This is a genomic window from Micromonospora sp. NPDC023888 (genome assembly GCF_040639415.1).
In the GTDB taxonomy this organism is placed as follows: domain Bacteria; phylum Actinomycetota; class Actinomycetes; order Mycobacteriales; family Micromonosporaceae; genus Micromonospora.
This window is the reverse complement of the sequence record NZ_JBEZZW010000011.1, coordinates 185,576-201,740: the sequence shown is the minus strand read 5'-3', so window position 1 is coordinate 201,740 and position 16,165 is coordinate 185,576. Positions and strand designations below refer to the sequence as shown.

The following is a 16,165-nucleotide window of genomic DNA, read 5'->3' as shown; positions in this document are numbered from 1 at the left end:
ACCGGTAGAAGCCCGAGCTGAAGCCGATCTGCCGGGCGAGGTAGTCGGCCTGCACCGGGCAGGTGGCGCGCAGCGGGCCCGCTCCGGGCGGTCAGGCTTGATCCCTGCGCGGGTCGGGCTGCCCCGGAAACCCTCCGTGGGCACGGTTGTCGCTGACGCATCCGGCCTTTAAGACATCACCGGGGTTCTGCCTTGGGATGAGTTCTCTTGTTATGCGGTTCGGCGCATTTGCAGCTCGGTCAGGGCTGGGATGGTTGGGTGGGGGACGCGCACGCCGGTGTCGGTGAAGCCCAGCCGCTGGTAGGCGCGGTAGGCGCGGTCGTTGCCGACCACCACCTCCAGCAGCAGCTCCGGCCGGCCGCAGGCGCGTGACCACGCGGCCACCCCGTCGATCAGCTCACCGAGCAGCCCGCGCCCCCGCCAGGCCGGCGTGACGTAGACCGCGTAGATCACGGTGAGGCCGGGTTCGGTCGGGGAGACCGTGCCACCGGCGTGTCCGACGAGCCGGCCTCCCGGGTCGGCGATGAACTGCGCGTTGTTGGGGCCGACCGAGGTGTACGAGATCCGGGCGACGAACTCGGTGTGCGGCCGGGCCGCCGCGTCCGCCAGGGTCTCCAGGAAGGCCAACGGTGCGTCGGCGAGCATCTCCAGACGCAGTGCCCGCATCCGGCTGGCGTCCTCCGGCCGGACCCGGCGGATCTCCGCCTGCCGCAGGGCTGTCGCGCCCGTATCGGTGGTCATGCCCGCATGCCTACCACAGGGTCGGTTGCCGTCACGGCCGTGCCCGCCGGCCCGGTGCCCGGAGCCGCACCGCGCAGTCGCCGACATGGATCCGGTGGGCCGAAAGCCGACCGACTCGCGCAGTCGGACCGGCCCCGGAATATGCCCGATTTGTGACCGTGCGCGGCGCTCACTGCTCGTGTAGCGTGCGATTTCGGTCACCTTTTTCAATGGTCGCCATCGATCGCTGAGGTGGTGGCCGGTGGGCGTCCGGCCGTGCCGTGCGCCAGGTCAGGCAACACCGCGCATAGTGAGGGAAGTGCACCGTGGCACAGGGCACCGTGAAGTGGTTCAACGCCGAAAAGGGCTACGGCTTCATCGCCGTCGACGGCGGTCAGGACGTTTTCGTTCACTTCTCCGCGATCGAGATGGACGGCTACAAGGCGCTTGACGACGGTCAGCGGGTGGAGTTCGAGATCGCCCAGGGTCAGAAGGGCCCGCAGGCCGAGCACGTACGCGTCATCGCCTGAGCTTTCCTCCTCGATCGCCCCGCGGGTCGGGGCAGCGCCACTGGCGCACAACCGGGAAGATCGTGGCCGTTCCAGCCGATGCTGAGGAGCGTTCATGACTGACCAGCCGCCCCCGCCCACCCCACCCTCTGGGCCGGGGGAGCCCGGTCCGTCCGATCCGACAGTGTCGTACGGCAGTTCCGGCCCGGCAGGGGACATGCCATCCGAGGTGAGGCCCGGCGTACCTCCGGCCGGCCCGCCGCCCGGCTGGGACCCGGCGCAGGGCGGCTGGGGTCCGCCGCCACCGGGTTGGACGTTCCCGCCCACCGGCGGCTACCCGCCCGGCCCGGGTCCCTACGGTGCGCAGCCCTGGTATCCCGGGCAGCCGGTCGGCTGGTACCCGCCGGGTTACGGGTTCGACCCGAACGACCCGCTCGTCACTCCGCGCGGCGCCGGTCTGGCCGGCTGGTTCGCCAGGTGTGGGGGAGCGCTGCGTCGGGGCTGGCGGCAGTTGGTGCCCCTCATGCTGCTCACCCAGGTGTTGCCGGCGGCCGTGCTCTCGGTGATCGCCCTGGGCATCGACCCGACGGCGAAATGGGACGCCCAGATCGGTGCTGACCCGACTCCCGCTCTGCCGGACACGTTCGCCGCCGATCTGGCGGGTCTTCTCGTGGTGGCGATCGGCGGCAGTCTGCTGGTCGGGCTGGTGCAGGCCGTCGGCTGGGCCGCCGGCAGTTGGGTGATCACGCAGCAGGCGTCCGGTCAGCCGGGCAGCCTGGATGTCGCGCTGCGCTACGGCCTCCGTCGGGCACTCGGGCTTTGGGGCTGGACCCTGTTGATCAGCGTGATCGCGGGCATCGGCTTCTGTTGCTGCGTGCTGCCGGGTATCTACCTGACGTTCGCGCTGAGCATGGCCGGCCCGGTCTATCTCTTCGAACGCCACAACCCGATCGGCCGGTCGTTCCGGATGTTCCACGACCGGCTCGGCCTGCTGCTCGGTCGGGTGGCTCTGGTGGCCCTGGCGGTCGTCGTCGTCAACGTGGTCACCAATGTCCTGGAGGGGGCGGGCACCACCGCGATCGGCACGGATCCCCTCACGTCGCCGGGCACCGCGGTCGCGGCGGTGGCGGTGATCGGGGTCACCGCCGCGCTGGCCCTGCCGGCCCACCTGGCCCAGTTGATCGGTCTGCTGGTGACGTACGCCGAGCAGCGCGCCCATGAGGCGCCGGTGAACACTGCCGTACTGGCCGCGGAACTCGGCTGAGCGGCCCCATCGTGCTTGCACTCGGCAGGGGAGAGTGCTAAACAAGTCATTGGCACTCGCATACCGTGAGTGCCAATGGTCGGGACGGTGGGGCCAGGTTGCACCGGCGTGGAGACGCCGGGGCGACACATGGCCGGTCGTCGCGGGCTATCCGGCCCGGCCGAAGGACGTCGTCGTCGCCAGGTGGCGACGTCCCAAGGTGCGTACACCAGGCGGCCCATCCGGGGCACACATCTCGGGTGGCCCGTGAGTGTCCAGGAGGACAACGCCGTATGGCCAAGATGATCGCGTTCGACGAAGAGGCGCGCCGCGGCCTCGAGCGGGGCATGAACCAGCTCGCCGACGCCGTAAAGGTGACCCTCGGCCCCAAGGGCCGCAACGTCGTGCTCGAGAAGAAGTGGGGTGCCCCCACCATCACCAACGATGGTGTGAGCATCGCCAAGGAGATCGAGCTCGAGGACCCGTACGAGAAGATCGGCGCTGAGCTGGTCAAGGAGGTCGCCAAGAAGACCGACGACGTTGCCGGTGACGGCACGACGACGGCGACCGTCCTGGCCCAGGCCCTGGTTCGCGAGGGCCTGCGCAACGTGGCCGCCGGCGCCAACCCGATGGCCCTGAAGCGGGGCATCGAGGCCGCGGTCGCGAGCGTCTCGGAGGAGCTGTCCAAGCTCGCCAAGGACGTCGAGACCAAGGAGCAGATCGCCTCCACCGCCTCCATCTCCGCTGGCGACAGCACCGTCGGCGAGATCATCGCCGAGGCGATGGACAAGGTCGGCAAGGAAGGCGTCATCACCGTCGAGGAGAGCAACACCTTCGGGCTGGAGCTGGAGCTCACCGAGGGTATGCGCTTCGACAAGGGCTACATCTCGGCCTACTTCATGACCGACCCGGAGCGTATGGAGGCCGTCTTCGACGACCCGTACATCCTGATCGCCAACAGCAAGATCTCGTCGGTGAAGGACCTGCTCCCGATCCTGGAGAAGGTCATGCAGTCGGGCAAGCCGCTGCTGATCATCGCCGAGGACCTGGAGGGCGAGGCCCTCGCCACCCTGGTGGTCAACAAGGTCCGTGGCACCTTCAAGTCGGTCGCCGTCAAGGCGCCGGGCTTCGGTGACCGCCGCAAGGCCATGCTGACCGACATCGCCATCCTCGCCGGTGGTCAGGTCATCAGCGAGGAGGTCGGCCTCAAGCTCGACGCCGCCAGCCTCGACATGCTGGGCCGCGCCCGCAAGGTCGTGGTGACCAAGGACGAGACCACCATCGTCGACGGTGCCGGTGACGCCGAGCAGATCCAGGGCCGGGTCAACCAGATCCGGGCCGAGATCGACAAGAGCGACTCCGACTACGACCGGGAGAAGCTGCAGGAGCGGCTGGCCAAGCTGGCCGGCGGCGTTGCGGTCATCAAGGTCGGCGCGGCCACCGAGGTCGAGCTCAAGGAGCGCAAGCACCGCATCGAGGACGCCGTTCGCAACGCGAAGGCCGCCGTCGAGGAGGGCATCGTCCCGGGTGGTGGCGTCGCGCTGGTCCAGGCCGGCAAGACCGCCTTCGACAAGCTCGACCTGGTCGGCGACGAGGCGACCGGTGCGAACATCGTCAAGGTGGCGCTGGACGCCCCGCTGCGGCAGATCGCCGTCAACGCCGGCCTTGAGGGCGGCGTCGTGGTGGAGAAGGTCCGTAACCTCGAAGCGGGTCACGGCCTCAACGCCGCCAACGGCGAGTACGTCGACCTGCTGGCCGCGGGCATCATCGACCCGGCCAAGGTGACGCGCTCGGCGCTGCAGAACGCCGCGTCCATCGCGGCGCTGTTCCTCACCACCGAGGCCGTCGTCGCGGACAAGCCGGAGAAGACCCCGGCTGCCCCGGCTGGCCCGGGTGGCGGGGACATGGACTTCTGAGTCCAGTTCCGACACCGAACGGGGCGGGCCGCTGACGCGGTCCGCCCCGTTCGTCGTCAGGTCGGCAGTGGGCGTTGGTTGCGCCGTTTCTGCGCCCGGTTGTACGGCGGAAGCAACTGGATCGGCGCGTCCACCATCTCCCGTGGCTCCTCGACGAGCGCCGACTCGTCGTCGGTGGTCATCTCGGCCAGTTGCTCGGCGTCGCCGTAGTCGAGCCTGTCGAACGGCAGTTGGCCGGGGAGTTCGCCTACTGGTTTCCAGGTGATCGGCGGGCCGTCCTCGGTCTGGTCGTCATCCGTGGTCATGGCTGCCTCCTCTACCAAAACGGTAGGGGGCGTCAATGGCCGACGCGGGCGAATGAACCAATGCCCTCTTTGCCCCGGTTATGCCGGCGACAGGGTTCGCCGGTACAGGAAGAAGACCCGCTCGATCCGGGCACCCGCGCTGCCTGAGTAGAACGGCACCGGCCCCACCCAGCCGATCTCCGCCCGGGTCAGCCCCGCCGCCTGCTGGTCGGCCAGGCAGCGCCGCAACAGGACACCACCGATGCCCGACCCCTCGGCGGCCGGCGCGGTGCCCATCGGCCCGAACCAGCTCGGCCGCGACGACCCGTACGCGGCGAAGCCGAGCACCTCGCCGCCCCGCTCCGCCAGGTGACAACCGGCGCCGTCCCGACCCACCGACCCGGCCAACTCGCCGTCCCACGTGCCACCGAAGGTGGACCTGGCGAACGCGGTCAACGCCGGCAGGTCCGCCGGCTCCGCCCGGCGTACTGTCACACCCTGGTCGGCCAGCCGCCGCTCGGCCGCCTCGGTGGACCGCAGCGCCGGCGACCCGTCGTACGACAGGTCAGCGGTCATGTTCCAGGCGGTCCGATCCTGCTGGTAGCCCAGCGCGAGGGCGGCGCAGACCGCCGGCGTGTAGCGGACGTCGACGCCCGGCCACGCGTAGTACGGCGGGTTCCCGGCCAGCAGCACCTCGGTTGCCCCGCGCTCGGCCAGCACCCGCTCGGCCCGCCGCAGCAGCGCCCGGCCGACGCCCCGGCGGCGGTGGTCCGGGAGGACCGCGACCAGGTCCACGTGTCCGGTACCCGCCTCGGTCGACGAGACCGAGCAGAGCAGCACCCCGACCAGGTCCGCCCCCCGGTACGCGCCCAGCCCTACCACCGGCCGGTCGGCGGCGGCGGCCCGGGGCCAGAGCACATCCACGATTCCGGCCGCCTCGGCGGCGTCCTCGGGCAGGTCGAGAGCCTGCTCGCAGAGCCGCGCCACGGCGGGTGCCAGGTCGGGGGTCAGTTCGGTGACGGTGATCTCGGCGTCCATGGTCGCCGACCCTAGATCACCGGGTGCTGGTCCGCGTACCTCACCGCCGGGCGGCCTCGACGGCCGCGTAGGCGTCGACCTGTCCGGCACCGGTGACGTTCGACGGGCCGCCGCAGGCGTCGGCCGGGTTGTCGGAGCGGTAGGTGGGCGTCGCCGCCGTCGCGGTGTCCCGCAGGAGCTGCCGGGTCCGGGTCACGTCGCCGACAAGCGCGGGGTTCGCCGACCACATCAGCGCCACCACCCCCGCCACCTGCGGAGTCGCCATCGAGGTGCCGTCCAGCGCCGCGTACGTGCCGCCCGGCATCGCCGACACCACACCCACGCCCGGGGCCAGCACGTCCGGCTTGCCCGTGCCACCCGACACCGGCCCGCGCGAGGAGAACTCCGCGACCCGGCGTTGCGCGTCCACCGCGCCCACTGTCAACACGTCCGCGTACGGTGCCGGCGGGTCGTCGATCGACGCGCACCACGGCCCGGTGTTACCGGCGGCGGCGACCACGAAGATCCCGGCGGCGTCCAGCGCTGCGGTGGCCGGGCGCAGCACACCCTGGTCGCAGCCCTCGATCGGCGGGCAGCCCCACGAGTTGCTGAGCACCTGCGGGGCGCGCTCCGGTCGGCCGTCGGTGAACGGGTCGCCGCCGGCCGGGAAGGGCGCCAGCATGAACTGGAGACAGTCCAGGTAGTGCGCGGGGCTGCCGAGGTTGCGGTCCAGGTTGACGCAGCCCACCCACTGCGCGTCCGGTGCCACCCCGATGCCGTCCCGCCCGACCGCGCTGCCCACCGTGTGGGTGCCGTGTCCGCCCTGGTCGGTCGGGCTCCGGGTGCCGTCCCACGGGTCGTACCAGGAGTCGTCCCCGCCGCGGAACCCGGCTCGCAGCGCCGGATGGGTGCCGTCCACCCCCGAGTCCGAGCTGCCGACCACGATTCCGGTGCCGGTCACCCCGAGCTGGGACCAGACCCGGTCGGCACCGATCTGGCGGATGTTCCACTCCGGTCCGGTGGGCTTGGGGGCGGTGCCCCGGTTCTGCCCCGCCGGGGCCGGCAGCGGCCGCAGGCGTTGGCTGACCAGCACCCGGGCCACCTCCGGTCGGCGGGCGAGCCACGCCCGCACCGCCGGGCCGCCGTCCACCTCGACGGCGTTCACCAGGTAGTACGACACCGGATCGAGTCGTAGTCGACCCAGCTCCCGGAGCAGGTCTGCCTGGCTCCGCTCGGCGGTCGTCACCAACCGCCGGTAGACCTCCGCCGCGCGGGCGTCCCGACCGGCCCGACCTGGCTGTCCGGCCGGCAGACCCGTCAGGTCGGCCTGCTCGCGCAGCACCACGAACAGTCGCTCGCCGTACAGGCCCGGCTGGCCGGGACCGAGGTCGACCACGCCGAACGCCACAAGCAGCACCACGGCTGCCACCGCCGCGACCCGACGACTCGGGGTGCGCGCCGCCGGCCGGGCGAGCAGCACCGCGTACCCGACGGCGACCAGGACGGCGACGGCGAGCCCCGCGCCGGCCGCGACCGCCACCCAGAACGGGACGTCGCGGGTGCCGACCAGCAGCAGGGTGATCTCTTCCGGGTCGGTGAAGGCCAGCGGGCCGAGTGCGGCCAGGCCCACCAGCCACCCGGTCGCCGTCCGGCCGGCGCGCGCGGCGTCGGCCGGGTCGGCGGTGGGCCGCCACGTCGCGGCCCAGAGCGCGGCCACTGCGAAACCCACCGGGGGCAGGGTCAGCAGCGCGGGCAACTGCGCGCCGGACTGACCGGTGCCGGCCGCGAGCAGGAGCAGCGCCACCCCGCCGACCAGGCCGCCGACCAGCACCAGCCGAGCCGGCCGGGGTGGCCGCCCGACCGCGAACCGCGACCAGAAGGTGGCGTCGAGCAGCGTCGCGGCCAGCACCCCGAGCGCCGCGGCCGCCAGCAGCGCGAGCGCGGTCTCCAGGAGCCCGCCGAGCGCGCCCAGCCAGGCCCACGGCAGCAGCAGCGCCATCCCGGCGGCGACCGCGAGCAGCGGCACCGCGCCGGCCGGGCGCATGCGCCGTCCGACCGATGTCAGGTCTCCGACAACCTCGGGCCGCGGGGCGTCGCCGTCTCCGGTGGGTGCCGCGCCGCCGACAGCGCCGGCCGCGGCGGGGTACGCCCACCGGCGCGCCGACAGGCGCACCGCGAGCGCGCTGAGCACCGCCACGACGGCCAGCGCGGCGAGGTACGCCTCGTGGTGCACCGGAGGCACGACCCGCAGCACCGTCAGCACCCCGAGGGCTAGTGCCCCGAACAGCCAGACGCGCCCGGTGGCCCGGACCGTCGTCGACCGGGGCAGCACCGCCAGCAGCAGCGCGGGCGTGCCCACCAGGACGATGGTGACCAGCCCGAGCACCGGCCAGAGCCAACCGACCCGGTCCCGTCCGAAGCCCAGCAGCACCTGGTCGGTGAGCCAGCCACCGGCCTGGGTGGCCACGGTGATCGCGACCGTCCAGCAGCCGACGAACACGGCCGCGACCACCGGCCATGGGGAACTGCGGTCGCTGACTCCGGGGTACGTGGGGTGACCGTGCATCCGAGAACCTTACGACCACGATGAACGGTTCCAGCCCGGCGTCGACGTGACGTGCGGTGATCAAGTGATGAAAAGTAGGTCAGAAGCGCCGCTGGCACCTACTTCTCATCACGTGATCGAGGAGTGGGAGCGGCGGCTGCGACCGATCGTCGAACTGGGCGAACGCAGGGCGGCGAATGTCGACATGCCGGCCTGGCGGTTACCGTTGACGGGTGCGTGATCCCAGTATCTCCCGATCCGTCGCCGGTCAGCTCTCGCCGGTCCGCCGTGCGTCCGACCTGCGTCGACTGCGCGCCGAGCGCTTCGACGTGCTGGTCATCGGTGGTGGGGTGACCGGTGCGGGTGCCGCCCTGGACGCGGCGTCCCGGGGCCTGAAGGTGGCCCTGGTCGAGGCGCGTGATCTCGCCGCGGGCACCTCCAGCCGGTCCAGCAAGCTGATCCACGGTGGCCTGCGCTACCTGGAGCAACTGGAGTTCCACCTGGTCCACGAGGCGCTCACCGAGCGCGGGCTGCTGGCCACCCGACTCGCGCCGCACCTGGTGCGCCCGGTGCCGTTCCTGGTGCCACTGCCGGCCGGGAGGGGCCTGCGGGACCTGCCGGCCCGGATCTTCCGCCGCTCGTACTACGGCGCCGGCGTCGCCACCTACGACGCGTTCGCAGGGGTCTTCGGCGCTGGCCGGGGCATGCCGCTGCACCGGCACCTGACCCGGGAGGGCGCTCGGAGGATCTTTCCGAGCCTGCGGGCCGACGCGCTCGCCGGGGCGATCCGCTACTACGACGGTCAGGTCGACGACGCCCGGTTGGTCGTCACGCTGGCCCGCACCGCGGCCAGCCTCGGTGCCACAGTGGTGAGCAGCGCGCGTGCCGTCGGGCTGATCCGGCAGGCACGTGAGGTGACAGGTGTCCGCGTCCGCGACCTGGAGGCGCCGGCGGGGTCACCGGACGCGGAGTTCGAGGTGCACGCCCGTACCGTCATCGCCGCCACCGGGGTGTGGAGCGACGACATGTCGCGGATGCTCAACGACGTGGGCCTGCGGCCCGGGGTCCGGGTGCGTGCGTCCAAGGGGGTGCACCTGGTGGTGCCCCGCTCGGCGATCACCGGCGAGACGGGGCTCATCCTGCGTACGGCGAAGTCGGTGCTCTTCGTCATCCCGTGGGGCGGGCACTGGATCATCGGCACGACGGACACCGACTGGCGACTGGACCGGTCCCACCCGGCCGCCTCGGCCCGCGACATCGACTACCTCCTGGAGCAGGTCAACACGGTGCTGGACCGGCCGTTGACCACCGCCGACATCGAGGGGGTGTACGCGGGGCTGCGTCCACTGCTGGCCGGCGAGGCCGACTCGACCTCGAAGCTCTCCCGTGAGCACGCGGTCTTCGAGCCGATGCTCGGGCTGCTGCTGGTGGCCGGTGGCAAGTACACGACGTACCGGGTGATGGCGTCCGACGTGGTCGACCGCGCAGCCCGCCGGTTGGGCGGCACCCGCTCGTCGCGTACGGCCGATCTGCCGCTGCTCGGGGCGGACGGTTACCCGGCGATGTGGCGGGACCGGGCCGACCTGGCCCGCCGGCACGGTGTGCCGGTGGGCGTGGTGGAGCATCTGCTGGAGCGGTACGGCACCCTCACCCTGGACCTGTTGGCGCTTGTCGACGCCGATCCGCTGCTCGGGTCCCCGCTGGCGGGTGCACCGGAGTACCTGGCGGCGGAGGTCGCCTACGCGGCGCGGGCCGAGGGTGCGCTGCACCTGGAGGACGTGCTGACCCGGCGGACCCGGATCTCGTTCGAGACCAGCCACCGGGGGTTGGAGTCGGCGGAGCACACCGCCGAGTTGATGGGCGCGGTGCTCGGCTGGGATGCGGCCACCCGGGCCCGGGAGGTCGAGCACTACCGCGCCCGGGTGGAGGCGGAGCGGCAGTCGCAGTTGATGCCGGACGACGCCGCGGCGGACGCGGCCCGGCTCGGTGCTCCGGACGTCCGGGGTTATGCGGCCGATCGGGGTGGCGGCGACGATCAGGCTGAGCTGCGGCCGTCCGCTCGGTGATGAATTGTAACGTTACCGATGGGTAACCATCGATACCGGCCCGGATGGTGGTTTCGAACGCTACCTACGGTGGGGTAGGTTTCCGCGCGTGCTTCCCCGCGCGCACCCTCGTCTGCTATTACCGGTCCTCGCCGCCGTCCTCGTCGGTGCCCTGACCGGGTGTTCGCTGTTCGACCGGGAACCGCGGGGCACCCCGGCGTCACAGCCGTCCGCCTCGGCCGGTGGCGGCGCGCAGTTGGAGATCCCCACCACTGTCGCCGTCGGCCAGGTCAGCCTGATTCAGCGGCTCGGCGAGGACGGCCCGCTGCGCACCCTGAGCGTCGAACGCGACGGCGCGTGGCAGTGCCTCGACTGCGCCGGTGACGGGGTCACCTCCCGGGGCACCCTCGCCCCGGAGTTGACCGAACGGCTCCAGGTGCTGCTCGCCAACCCGGCACTTGCCGACGAGACCGACCAGGCCCGCAGATACCGCACCACCTGCATCGACGCGCTCACGTCCAGCCTGCTCACCTCGAGCGGGCTGATCACCTCACAGGACTGCCCCGGTGAGGAGCGCACGCCGGTCGCCGGGGAGATCCTGCTGCTGCTCACCCAGGCGACCCCGGCCGAGATCAAGGGCTGACGCCGGGCCGGCTCAGAGCACCTTGCCCGGGTTGAGCAGCCCAGCCGGGTCCAGCGCGGACTTGATCGCCTGGTGCACCCGGACGCCGACCGGCCCGATCTCCCGGGCCAGCCAGTCCCGCTTGAGCAGCCCCACCCCGTGCTCGCCGGTGCAGGTGCCGCCCAGGTCCAGACCGAGCCGCATGATCTCGTCAAAGGCCCGCCGGCCGCGCTGCACGCTTGCCGGGTCCGCCCGGTCCACCACGATGTTCGGGTGCATGTTGCCGTCCCCGGCGTGCCCCACCACACCGATCGGCACCTCGCACTCCACGGCGATCCGGGCCACCCCGTCCAGCAGCGCGGCGAGCGAGCCGCGGGGCACCGCCACGTCGTCGATCACCAGACCGCCGTTGCCACCCGGGTAGGCGTCGGCGGCGAACTTCTCCATCGCCGGGTGGGCCAGCCGGCGGGCCTGCAACAGCGCCGCGGCCTCCACCGCGTCGGTGGCCGCGTAGACCTCGTCGGCGCCGGCCGCCGAGCACACCTCGGCCAGGCCGGCCAGGTCGTCGGCGGCCCGGCCGCCGGTGTCCGCGGCGGCCAGCAGCAGGGCCTGCGCGTCGGTCCGCAGCCCCATCGGCTGGTACGCCTCGATCGCCCGCAGGTGGGTCTGGTCGAGCAGTTCCAGCAGGCTGGGGGTGAGCCCCCGGGCCGCGATCTCGGCCACCGCCGCTCCGGCCGCCGCTGTGGATCCGAAGACCGCAACCAGGGTCAGCGACTCGGCCGGCGCCGGTCGCAACGCCACGGTCACCTCGGTGATCACCCCGAGGGTGCCCTCCGAGCCGACGAAGAGCCGGGTCAGGTCGTAGCCGGCCACCCCCTTGGCCGTCCGCCGGCCGGTGCGCAGCACCTCACCGGAGGCGAGCACCACCTCCAGGCCGAGCACGTACTCGGTGGTCACCCCGTACTTCACGCAGCACATGCCGCCAGCGTTGGTGGCCACGTTGCCGCCGATCGTGGACGACTCCCAGGAGCCGGGGTCCGGCGGGTACCAGAGGCCCTGCTTCGCCACCGCGCCGGCCAGCGCCGCGTTGACCACCCCCGGCTGGACCACAGCGATCCGGCTCACCGGGTCGATCTCCCGGATCTCGTCCATCGCGACGGTGCTCAGCACCACCGCGCCGTCCACCGCGTTCGCCGCGCCGGCCAGCCCGGTCCGCGCGCCCTGCGGCACCACCGGTACGCCGTGTCGCGCCGCCGCCCGGACCACCGCGACCACCTGTTCGGTGCTGCGCGGACGGGTCACCACGAGCGGGGTGCCGGCCTCGCACAGGTCGGCCTCGTCCCGCTGGTGCGTGCGCAGCAGATCCGGGTCGGTGAGCACGGCGTCGACACCGAGCGCGGCGCGGAGGTCGTCCAGGAGCGTGGTGGGGGCCATGCAGCCGAGGCTAGGTCGCCGACCGGCGATCATCAACATGATCAACTGCGCGGGATAGCTTGGACGTCATGCTCTACCTGGACCGGCCGGCCTGGCCGTGGCGCGGTCGGCTCTGGTCACACCTGATCAGCGACGTCTCGTACGCCGAGCTGCACGCCTTCGCCGAGGCACTCGGCGCGCCCCGGCGCGGCTTCGACCGCGACCACTACGACATCCCCGCCGACCGGTTCGCGGCGGCGGTGTGGCTCGGCGCCCAGGTGGTGCCGAGCCGGGAGCTGGTCCGGTTGCTCCGCGCCGCCGACCTGCGCCGCCCGAAGCACCTGGTCAGCCCGCGCCCGACGGCGGCACCGCAGCGGTGAGCGTGGCCAGTTCGCGGCGCACGTTGCCCCGGGCGGGCTCCTCCCAGCGGGCCGCCAGCGGCGGCAGCCGGAACAGCGCGGGCAGCGCCAGCAGACCGTCCAGCACCGCCGCCCGCCCAGCCCGGAAGGCCGGCTCCGGCACGTGCGCGTACTCCCGTCGGATCGCCGTCGCGTACCTGTCGTAGTCGGCCGGGGGCGTGGCCAGCACGGCGAGGTCCGCGTCGCAGAGCAGGGCGCCGTCCCGGTCGTCCGGACCCACCACGTGCCCGGCGGTCAGCAGCACCAGCCGGCGTACCTCGGCCGCCGTGGGCACCGGCACCCCGAGCCCGGTGAGCACGCTCTCGGCCAGCGCGGCGCTGTCCTCTTCGTTGGCGGCACCCGTGGCCCGCGGGTCGTAGACCGCGTCGTGCCACCAGGCCGCCAGCCGGACGAGGTCGGCCCGGTCGGCCAGCTCGGCGTGCTCGTCCACCACGTCGAGCACCGCCGTCAGGTGGGCCACCGTGTGGTAGTGCCGGTGCGGCTCCCGCCACCGGTCGAGCAGCCGCTCCCCGGCCCGGGTCCACCCCGCGCCCGGCTTCACACCAGCACCCCGGGCTGCCGCCCGCCACCGCTCCAGCAGATCGACCACCGGCCGAGTCTGCCGCATCCGGCCACGGCGCGCGACGCCGAAGGATTCAGCCGGCCTGTCCGGGGTAGTCGCGCCCATGGCGGTGGCCCGGGACAAGAGACCTCCGATGGTGCGACGCGCCCCGTTGCGTGACGGGTTGGTGGACGTCGACGGGGCGCGCATCGCCGAGGCCACCGAGCAACTGCGGCATCGTGGCCGGGCCACCCTGCACGACCGGCTGCACCGGGTGCGGATGGCCGGCGGACTGGCCCTGCAGGCGGGGCTGGCCGCCGGGCTGGCGTACCTCATCTCGCACAAGGTGCTCGGCAACCCGCAACCGGTCTTCGCGCCGATCTCCGCGGTCGGCACCCTGGCCGCGTCGGTCGGCCAGCGGTTCCGCCGCACCGTGGAGCTGATCGTCGGGGTGGGGATCGGTGTCGCCATCGGCGACTTCCTGATCTACCTGCTCGGCACCGGGGCCTGGCAGCTCGGCCTGGTGGTCACCGTCGCGATCCTGTTCACGATCTTCGCCGGGGCGAGCGTCGCCATCGTCATCCAGGCGGCGGCCACGGCGGTGCTGATCGTGACGCTGAGCCCGTCCACCCAGAATCTGGAGATCCCGCGCTTCGTGGACGCCTTTCTCGGTGGTGGCGTCGCGCTCCTGGTGACCGCCCTGCTGCTGCCGCTGAACCCGCTCCGGGTGATCAACCGGGCCGCCCGGCCGGCGCTCGACCTGCTCGCCGCCCAGCTCGACGTCACCGCGGACGGGTTGCGCAGCCGGGACCGCGCCAGTGTCCAGCGGGCCCTGGATCGGCTGCGCAACAACAAGGATGAACTGAACACGTTGTCCGAGGCGATCGAGGGGGCGAAGGAGACCGCCACCCTCTCCCCGGCCCGCTGGCACCGCCGCAGCGAGTTGATCCACTACGCGGAGGCGGCCGACCCGATCGACCGGGCGATGCGCAACACCGGCACGCTGATCCGCCGGTCCGTCACGTTGATCGAGGACGAGGAGCCGGTGCCGGACCCGATGCCGGACGCGATCGGCCACCTCGCCGAGTCGGTCCGGCTGCTCAAACACGAGTTCGCCGCCGGCGAGGAACCGGAGAAGGCCCGGGAGCGGTCACTGCGCGCGGTCAGCGAGGCCGGGCGGGCGTACGGCGCCGGCGTCGGCTTCTCCGGCAGCGTGGTCGTCGCCCAGATCCGGACCACCGCCAGCGACCTGCTGGTGGCCTCCGGGATCGAGCAGGAGGAGGCGAACCGGTGGATCCGCACCGCCTTCGGGGAGCAGGAGCGGCCGATGGGTGAGCCGGCTGAGCCGGGCGGGGCGCCGAAACCACCGACCGCCCCGCCCGTCGGCTGACCGCAGCCGCCTCAGCCCAGCTCGGCGAGCGCCGTGAGCAGTTGGTCCACCTGGTCGACGGTGCTGCCCAGGCCGATGCTGGCGCGCAACGCCGTGGGCGGCAGGTCCCGTCGGCCGGTCCGTCCCGCCGCCTCGGCGAGCAGCCGCCGGGCCAGCGGGTGGGCACAGAACAACCCGTCGCGTACGCCGATCCGGTGCGCGGTGGACAGCCGCGCGGCCACGTCGGCGGAGTCCCAGCCGGCGACCACGAACGAGACGATGCCGACCCGGGGCGCGTCCGGGCCGAAGGTGCGCAGCTCCACCACGTGCGGCAGCGCCTCGATGCCGGCCCGCAGACGCGCCAGCAGCGCCTGCTCGCGGGCGGCGAGCGCGACCCGGTCCGCCGCGCCGAGCGCCGCGCACACGGCCGCCAGCGCGACCGCGCCGAGCAGGTTCGGGGTGCCACCCTCATGCCGGGCCGGACCGGTTGCCCAGGTCACGTCGTGGGTGGCCGGGCCGACGTGGCTGGTGGCGCCGCCACCCGCCAGGTACGGCGGGGCGGCGTCCAGCCAGTCCGCCCGGCCGATCAGCACGCCCGCACCGAACGGCGCGTACAGCTTGTGGCCGGACACGGCCAGGTAGTCGACGTCGAGCGCGAGGAGGTCGACCGGGGCGTGCGGGGCTAGCTGCGCGGCATCGAGCACGATCCGGGCACCGTGCCGGTGCGCCACCCGGGCCAGCTCGGCGACCGGCCACCGCTCACCTGTCACGTTGCTCGCACCGGTAACCGCGACCAGCACCGGCAGCGCCGGGCTGTTGCCCCGGCGCAGCTCGGTGAGGGCGGCGGCAAGGTCGCGTACCGCCCCGGCGGGATCGGCGGGCACCGGCAGCCGCACCGAACCGCGCGGCCAGGGCAGCAGGTTGGCGTGGTGCTCGCCCGCGAAGGTGACCACTGTGGTGCCGGCCGGCAGCGACCGCGCCAGCAGGTTGAGCGCGTCGGTGGTGTTGCGGGTGAAGATCACGTGATCGTCGGCGCGGACGCCGAAGAAGTCACCTACCGTCTGCCGGGCCTGCTCGTAGGCGAGGGTGCAGCGCCGCGACAGCGCGCCCGCGCCACGATGCACGCTGGCGTACCAGGGCAGCAGCTCAGCCACCGCGTCGGCGGCGGCCCGCGCGCACGGTGCGCTCGCCGCGTAGTCCAGGTTGATCTCACCCGGCACGCCGAGGACGTCGAGCGGCGCCGACGACGCGGGCGCGACGGCGGGCAGGGCGGGCAGCGAGGGAACGAGGGTGACGGACATGCCGGAACCTCCGGGGTCAGGGACCCCGGGTGCGGCATCGGGACGGGGTCCGCGCTTGCCCAGCACACCGATCGGGCTGGGCCCGGTCATCACCCGGGGCACCCCACCGCGAACTCGACGAGGGTTGCCGGCCAGCAAGCCGGGGCTGAACGCTGGCACTCGTGACCTGTCGGCAGCATAGCGGCAACCGAGGCGACCGGACCAGCCGGCGGAGGATGGCT

The 16,165-nt window shown here is 73.0% G+C and carries 14 protein-coding genes and 1 riboswitch; of the genes, 7 read left to right on the top strand and 7 right to left on the bottom strand.

The features are described from left to right. Positions 1-210 precede the first annotated feature (210 nt). Positions 211-741, bottom strand: coding sequence for a GNAT family N-acetyltransferase (locus tag AB0F61_RS13230; protein WP_357808105.1), 531 nt, complete (start codon positions 739-741; stop codon positions 211-213). 305 nt (positions 742-1,046) lie between these two features. Here AB0F61_RS13230 and AB0F61_RS13225 point away from each other — a divergent pair, with 305 nt between their 5' ends. The 3 genes from AB0F61_RS13225 (at position 1,047) to groL (ending at position 4,388) form a co-directional block, all read left to right on the top strand. Continuing rightward, positions 1,047-1,250: a cold-shock protein gene (locus AB0F61_RS13225; protein ID WP_039909088.1), complete on the top strand. Its 204-nt coding sequence runs from the start codon at positions 1,047-1,049 to the stop codon at positions 1,248-1,250. A 94-nt stretch (positions 1,251-1,344) separates the two neighbouring features. Continuing rightward, positions 1,345-2,493: a hypothetical protein gene (locus AB0F61_RS13220; RefSeq protein ID WP_357808102.1), complete on the top strand. Its 1,149-nt coding sequence runs from the start codon at positions 1,345-1,347 to the stop codon at positions 2,491-2,493. Between the two features lie 272 nt (positions 2,494-2,765). Beyond that, complete coding sequence (gene groL / locus AB0F61_RS13215; RefSeq protein ID WP_030490078.1) at positions 2,766-4,388, top strand: chaperonin GroEL; 1,623 nt, start codon at positions 2,766-2,768, stop codon at positions 4,386-4,388. A gap of 56 nt (positions 4,389-4,444) precedes the next feature. Here groL and AB0F61_RS13210 read toward each other — a convergent pair whose 3' ends face one another. The 3 genes from AB0F61_RS13210 to AB0F61_RS13200 all read right to left on the bottom strand — a co-directional run bounded on the left by AB0F61_RS13210 (position 4,445) and on the right by AB0F61_RS13200 (position 8,255). Further along, positions 4,445-4,693, bottom strand: coding sequence for a hypothetical protein (locus tag AB0F61_RS13210; protein WP_357808098.1), 249 nt, complete (start codon positions 4,691-4,693; stop codon positions 4,445-4,447). A gap of 78 nt (positions 4,694-4,771) precedes the next feature. After that, positions 4,772-5,710 carry a GNAT family N-acetyltransferase gene (locus AB0F61_RS13205; RefSeq protein ID WP_357808095.1) on the bottom strand — a complete coding sequence of 313 codons (939 nt, stop codon included), beginning with the start codon at positions 5,708-5,710 and terminating at the stop codon, positions 4,772-4,774. 40 nt (positions 5,711-5,750) lie between these two features. Beyond that, entirely contained in the window at positions 5,751-8,255 is a 2,505-nt protein-coding gene (locus AB0F61_RS13200) for a S8 family serine peptidase (protein ID WP_357808092.1), read from the bottom strand. Between the two features lie 227 nt (positions 8,256-8,482). On the opposite strand from AB0F61_RS13200, the gene AB0F61_RS13195 reads away from it, so the two are divergent. Both AB0F61_RS13195 and AB0F61_RS13190 read left to right on the top strand, forming a co-directional pair. After that, positions 8,483-10,300 (top strand): glycerol-3-phosphate dehydrogenase/oxidase, encoded by a 1,818-nt coding sequence (locus AB0F61_RS13195; RefSeq protein WP_357808147.1) that lies wholly within the window; start codon positions 8,483-8,485, stop codon positions 10,298-10,300. 88 nt (positions 10,301-10,388) lie between these two features. Beyond that, positions 10,389-10,922, top strand: a complete 534-nt coding sequence (locus tag AB0F61_RS13190) for a hypothetical protein (protein WP_357808089.1) — start codon at positions 10,389-10,391, stop codon at positions 10,920-10,922. A 12-nt stretch (positions 10,923-10,934) separates the two neighbouring features. Here AB0F61_RS13190 and AB0F61_RS13185 read toward each other — a convergent pair whose 3' ends face one another. Then, entirely contained in the window at positions 10,935-12,335 is a 1,401-nt protein-coding gene (locus AB0F61_RS13185) for an FAD-linked oxidase C-terminal domain-containing protein (protein WP_357808086.1), read from the bottom strand. 68 nt (positions 12,336-12,403) lie between these two features. Between AB0F61_RS13185 and AB0F61_RS13180 the strand changes: the two genes are divergently transcribed. Beyond that, entirely contained in the window at positions 12,404-12,694 is a 291-nt protein-coding gene (locus tag AB0F61_RS13180; protein WP_357808083.1) for a DUF4031 domain-containing protein, read from the top strand. Here AB0F61_RS13180 and AB0F61_RS13175 read toward each other — a convergent pair. After that, positions 12,660-13,322, bottom strand: coding sequence for a metal-dependent phosphohydrolase (locus tag AB0F61_RS13175; RefSeq protein ID WP_357808080.1), 663 nt, complete (start codon positions 13,320-13,322; stop codon positions 12,660-12,662). The two genes, AB0F61_RS13180 and AB0F61_RS13175, sit on opposite strands and share 35 nt — an antisense overlap. 106 nt (positions 13,323-13,428) lie before the next feature. Between AB0F61_RS13175 and AB0F61_RS13170 the strand changes: the two genes are divergently transcribed. Next, positions 13,429-14,664: an FUSC family protein gene (locus AB0F61_RS13170; RefSeq protein WP_357808077.1), complete on the top strand. Its 1,236-nt coding sequence runs from the start codon at positions 13,429-13,431 to the stop codon at positions 14,662-14,664. Between the two features lie 11 nt (positions 14,665-14,675). Here the strand turns inward: AB0F61_RS13170 and AB0F61_RS13165 are convergent, their stop codons facing one another. Next, positions 14,676-15,944: an aminotransferase class V-fold PLP-dependent enzyme gene (locus AB0F61_RS13165; RefSeq protein WP_357808074.1), complete on the bottom strand. Its 1,269-nt coding sequence runs from the start codon at positions 15,942-15,944 to the stop codon at positions 14,676-14,678. Positions 15,945-15,990: 46 nt separating this feature from the next. Continuing rightward, positions 15,991-16,111, bottom strand: a riboswitch (SAM riboswitch). Positions 16,112-16,165: the final 54 nt, after the last annotated feature.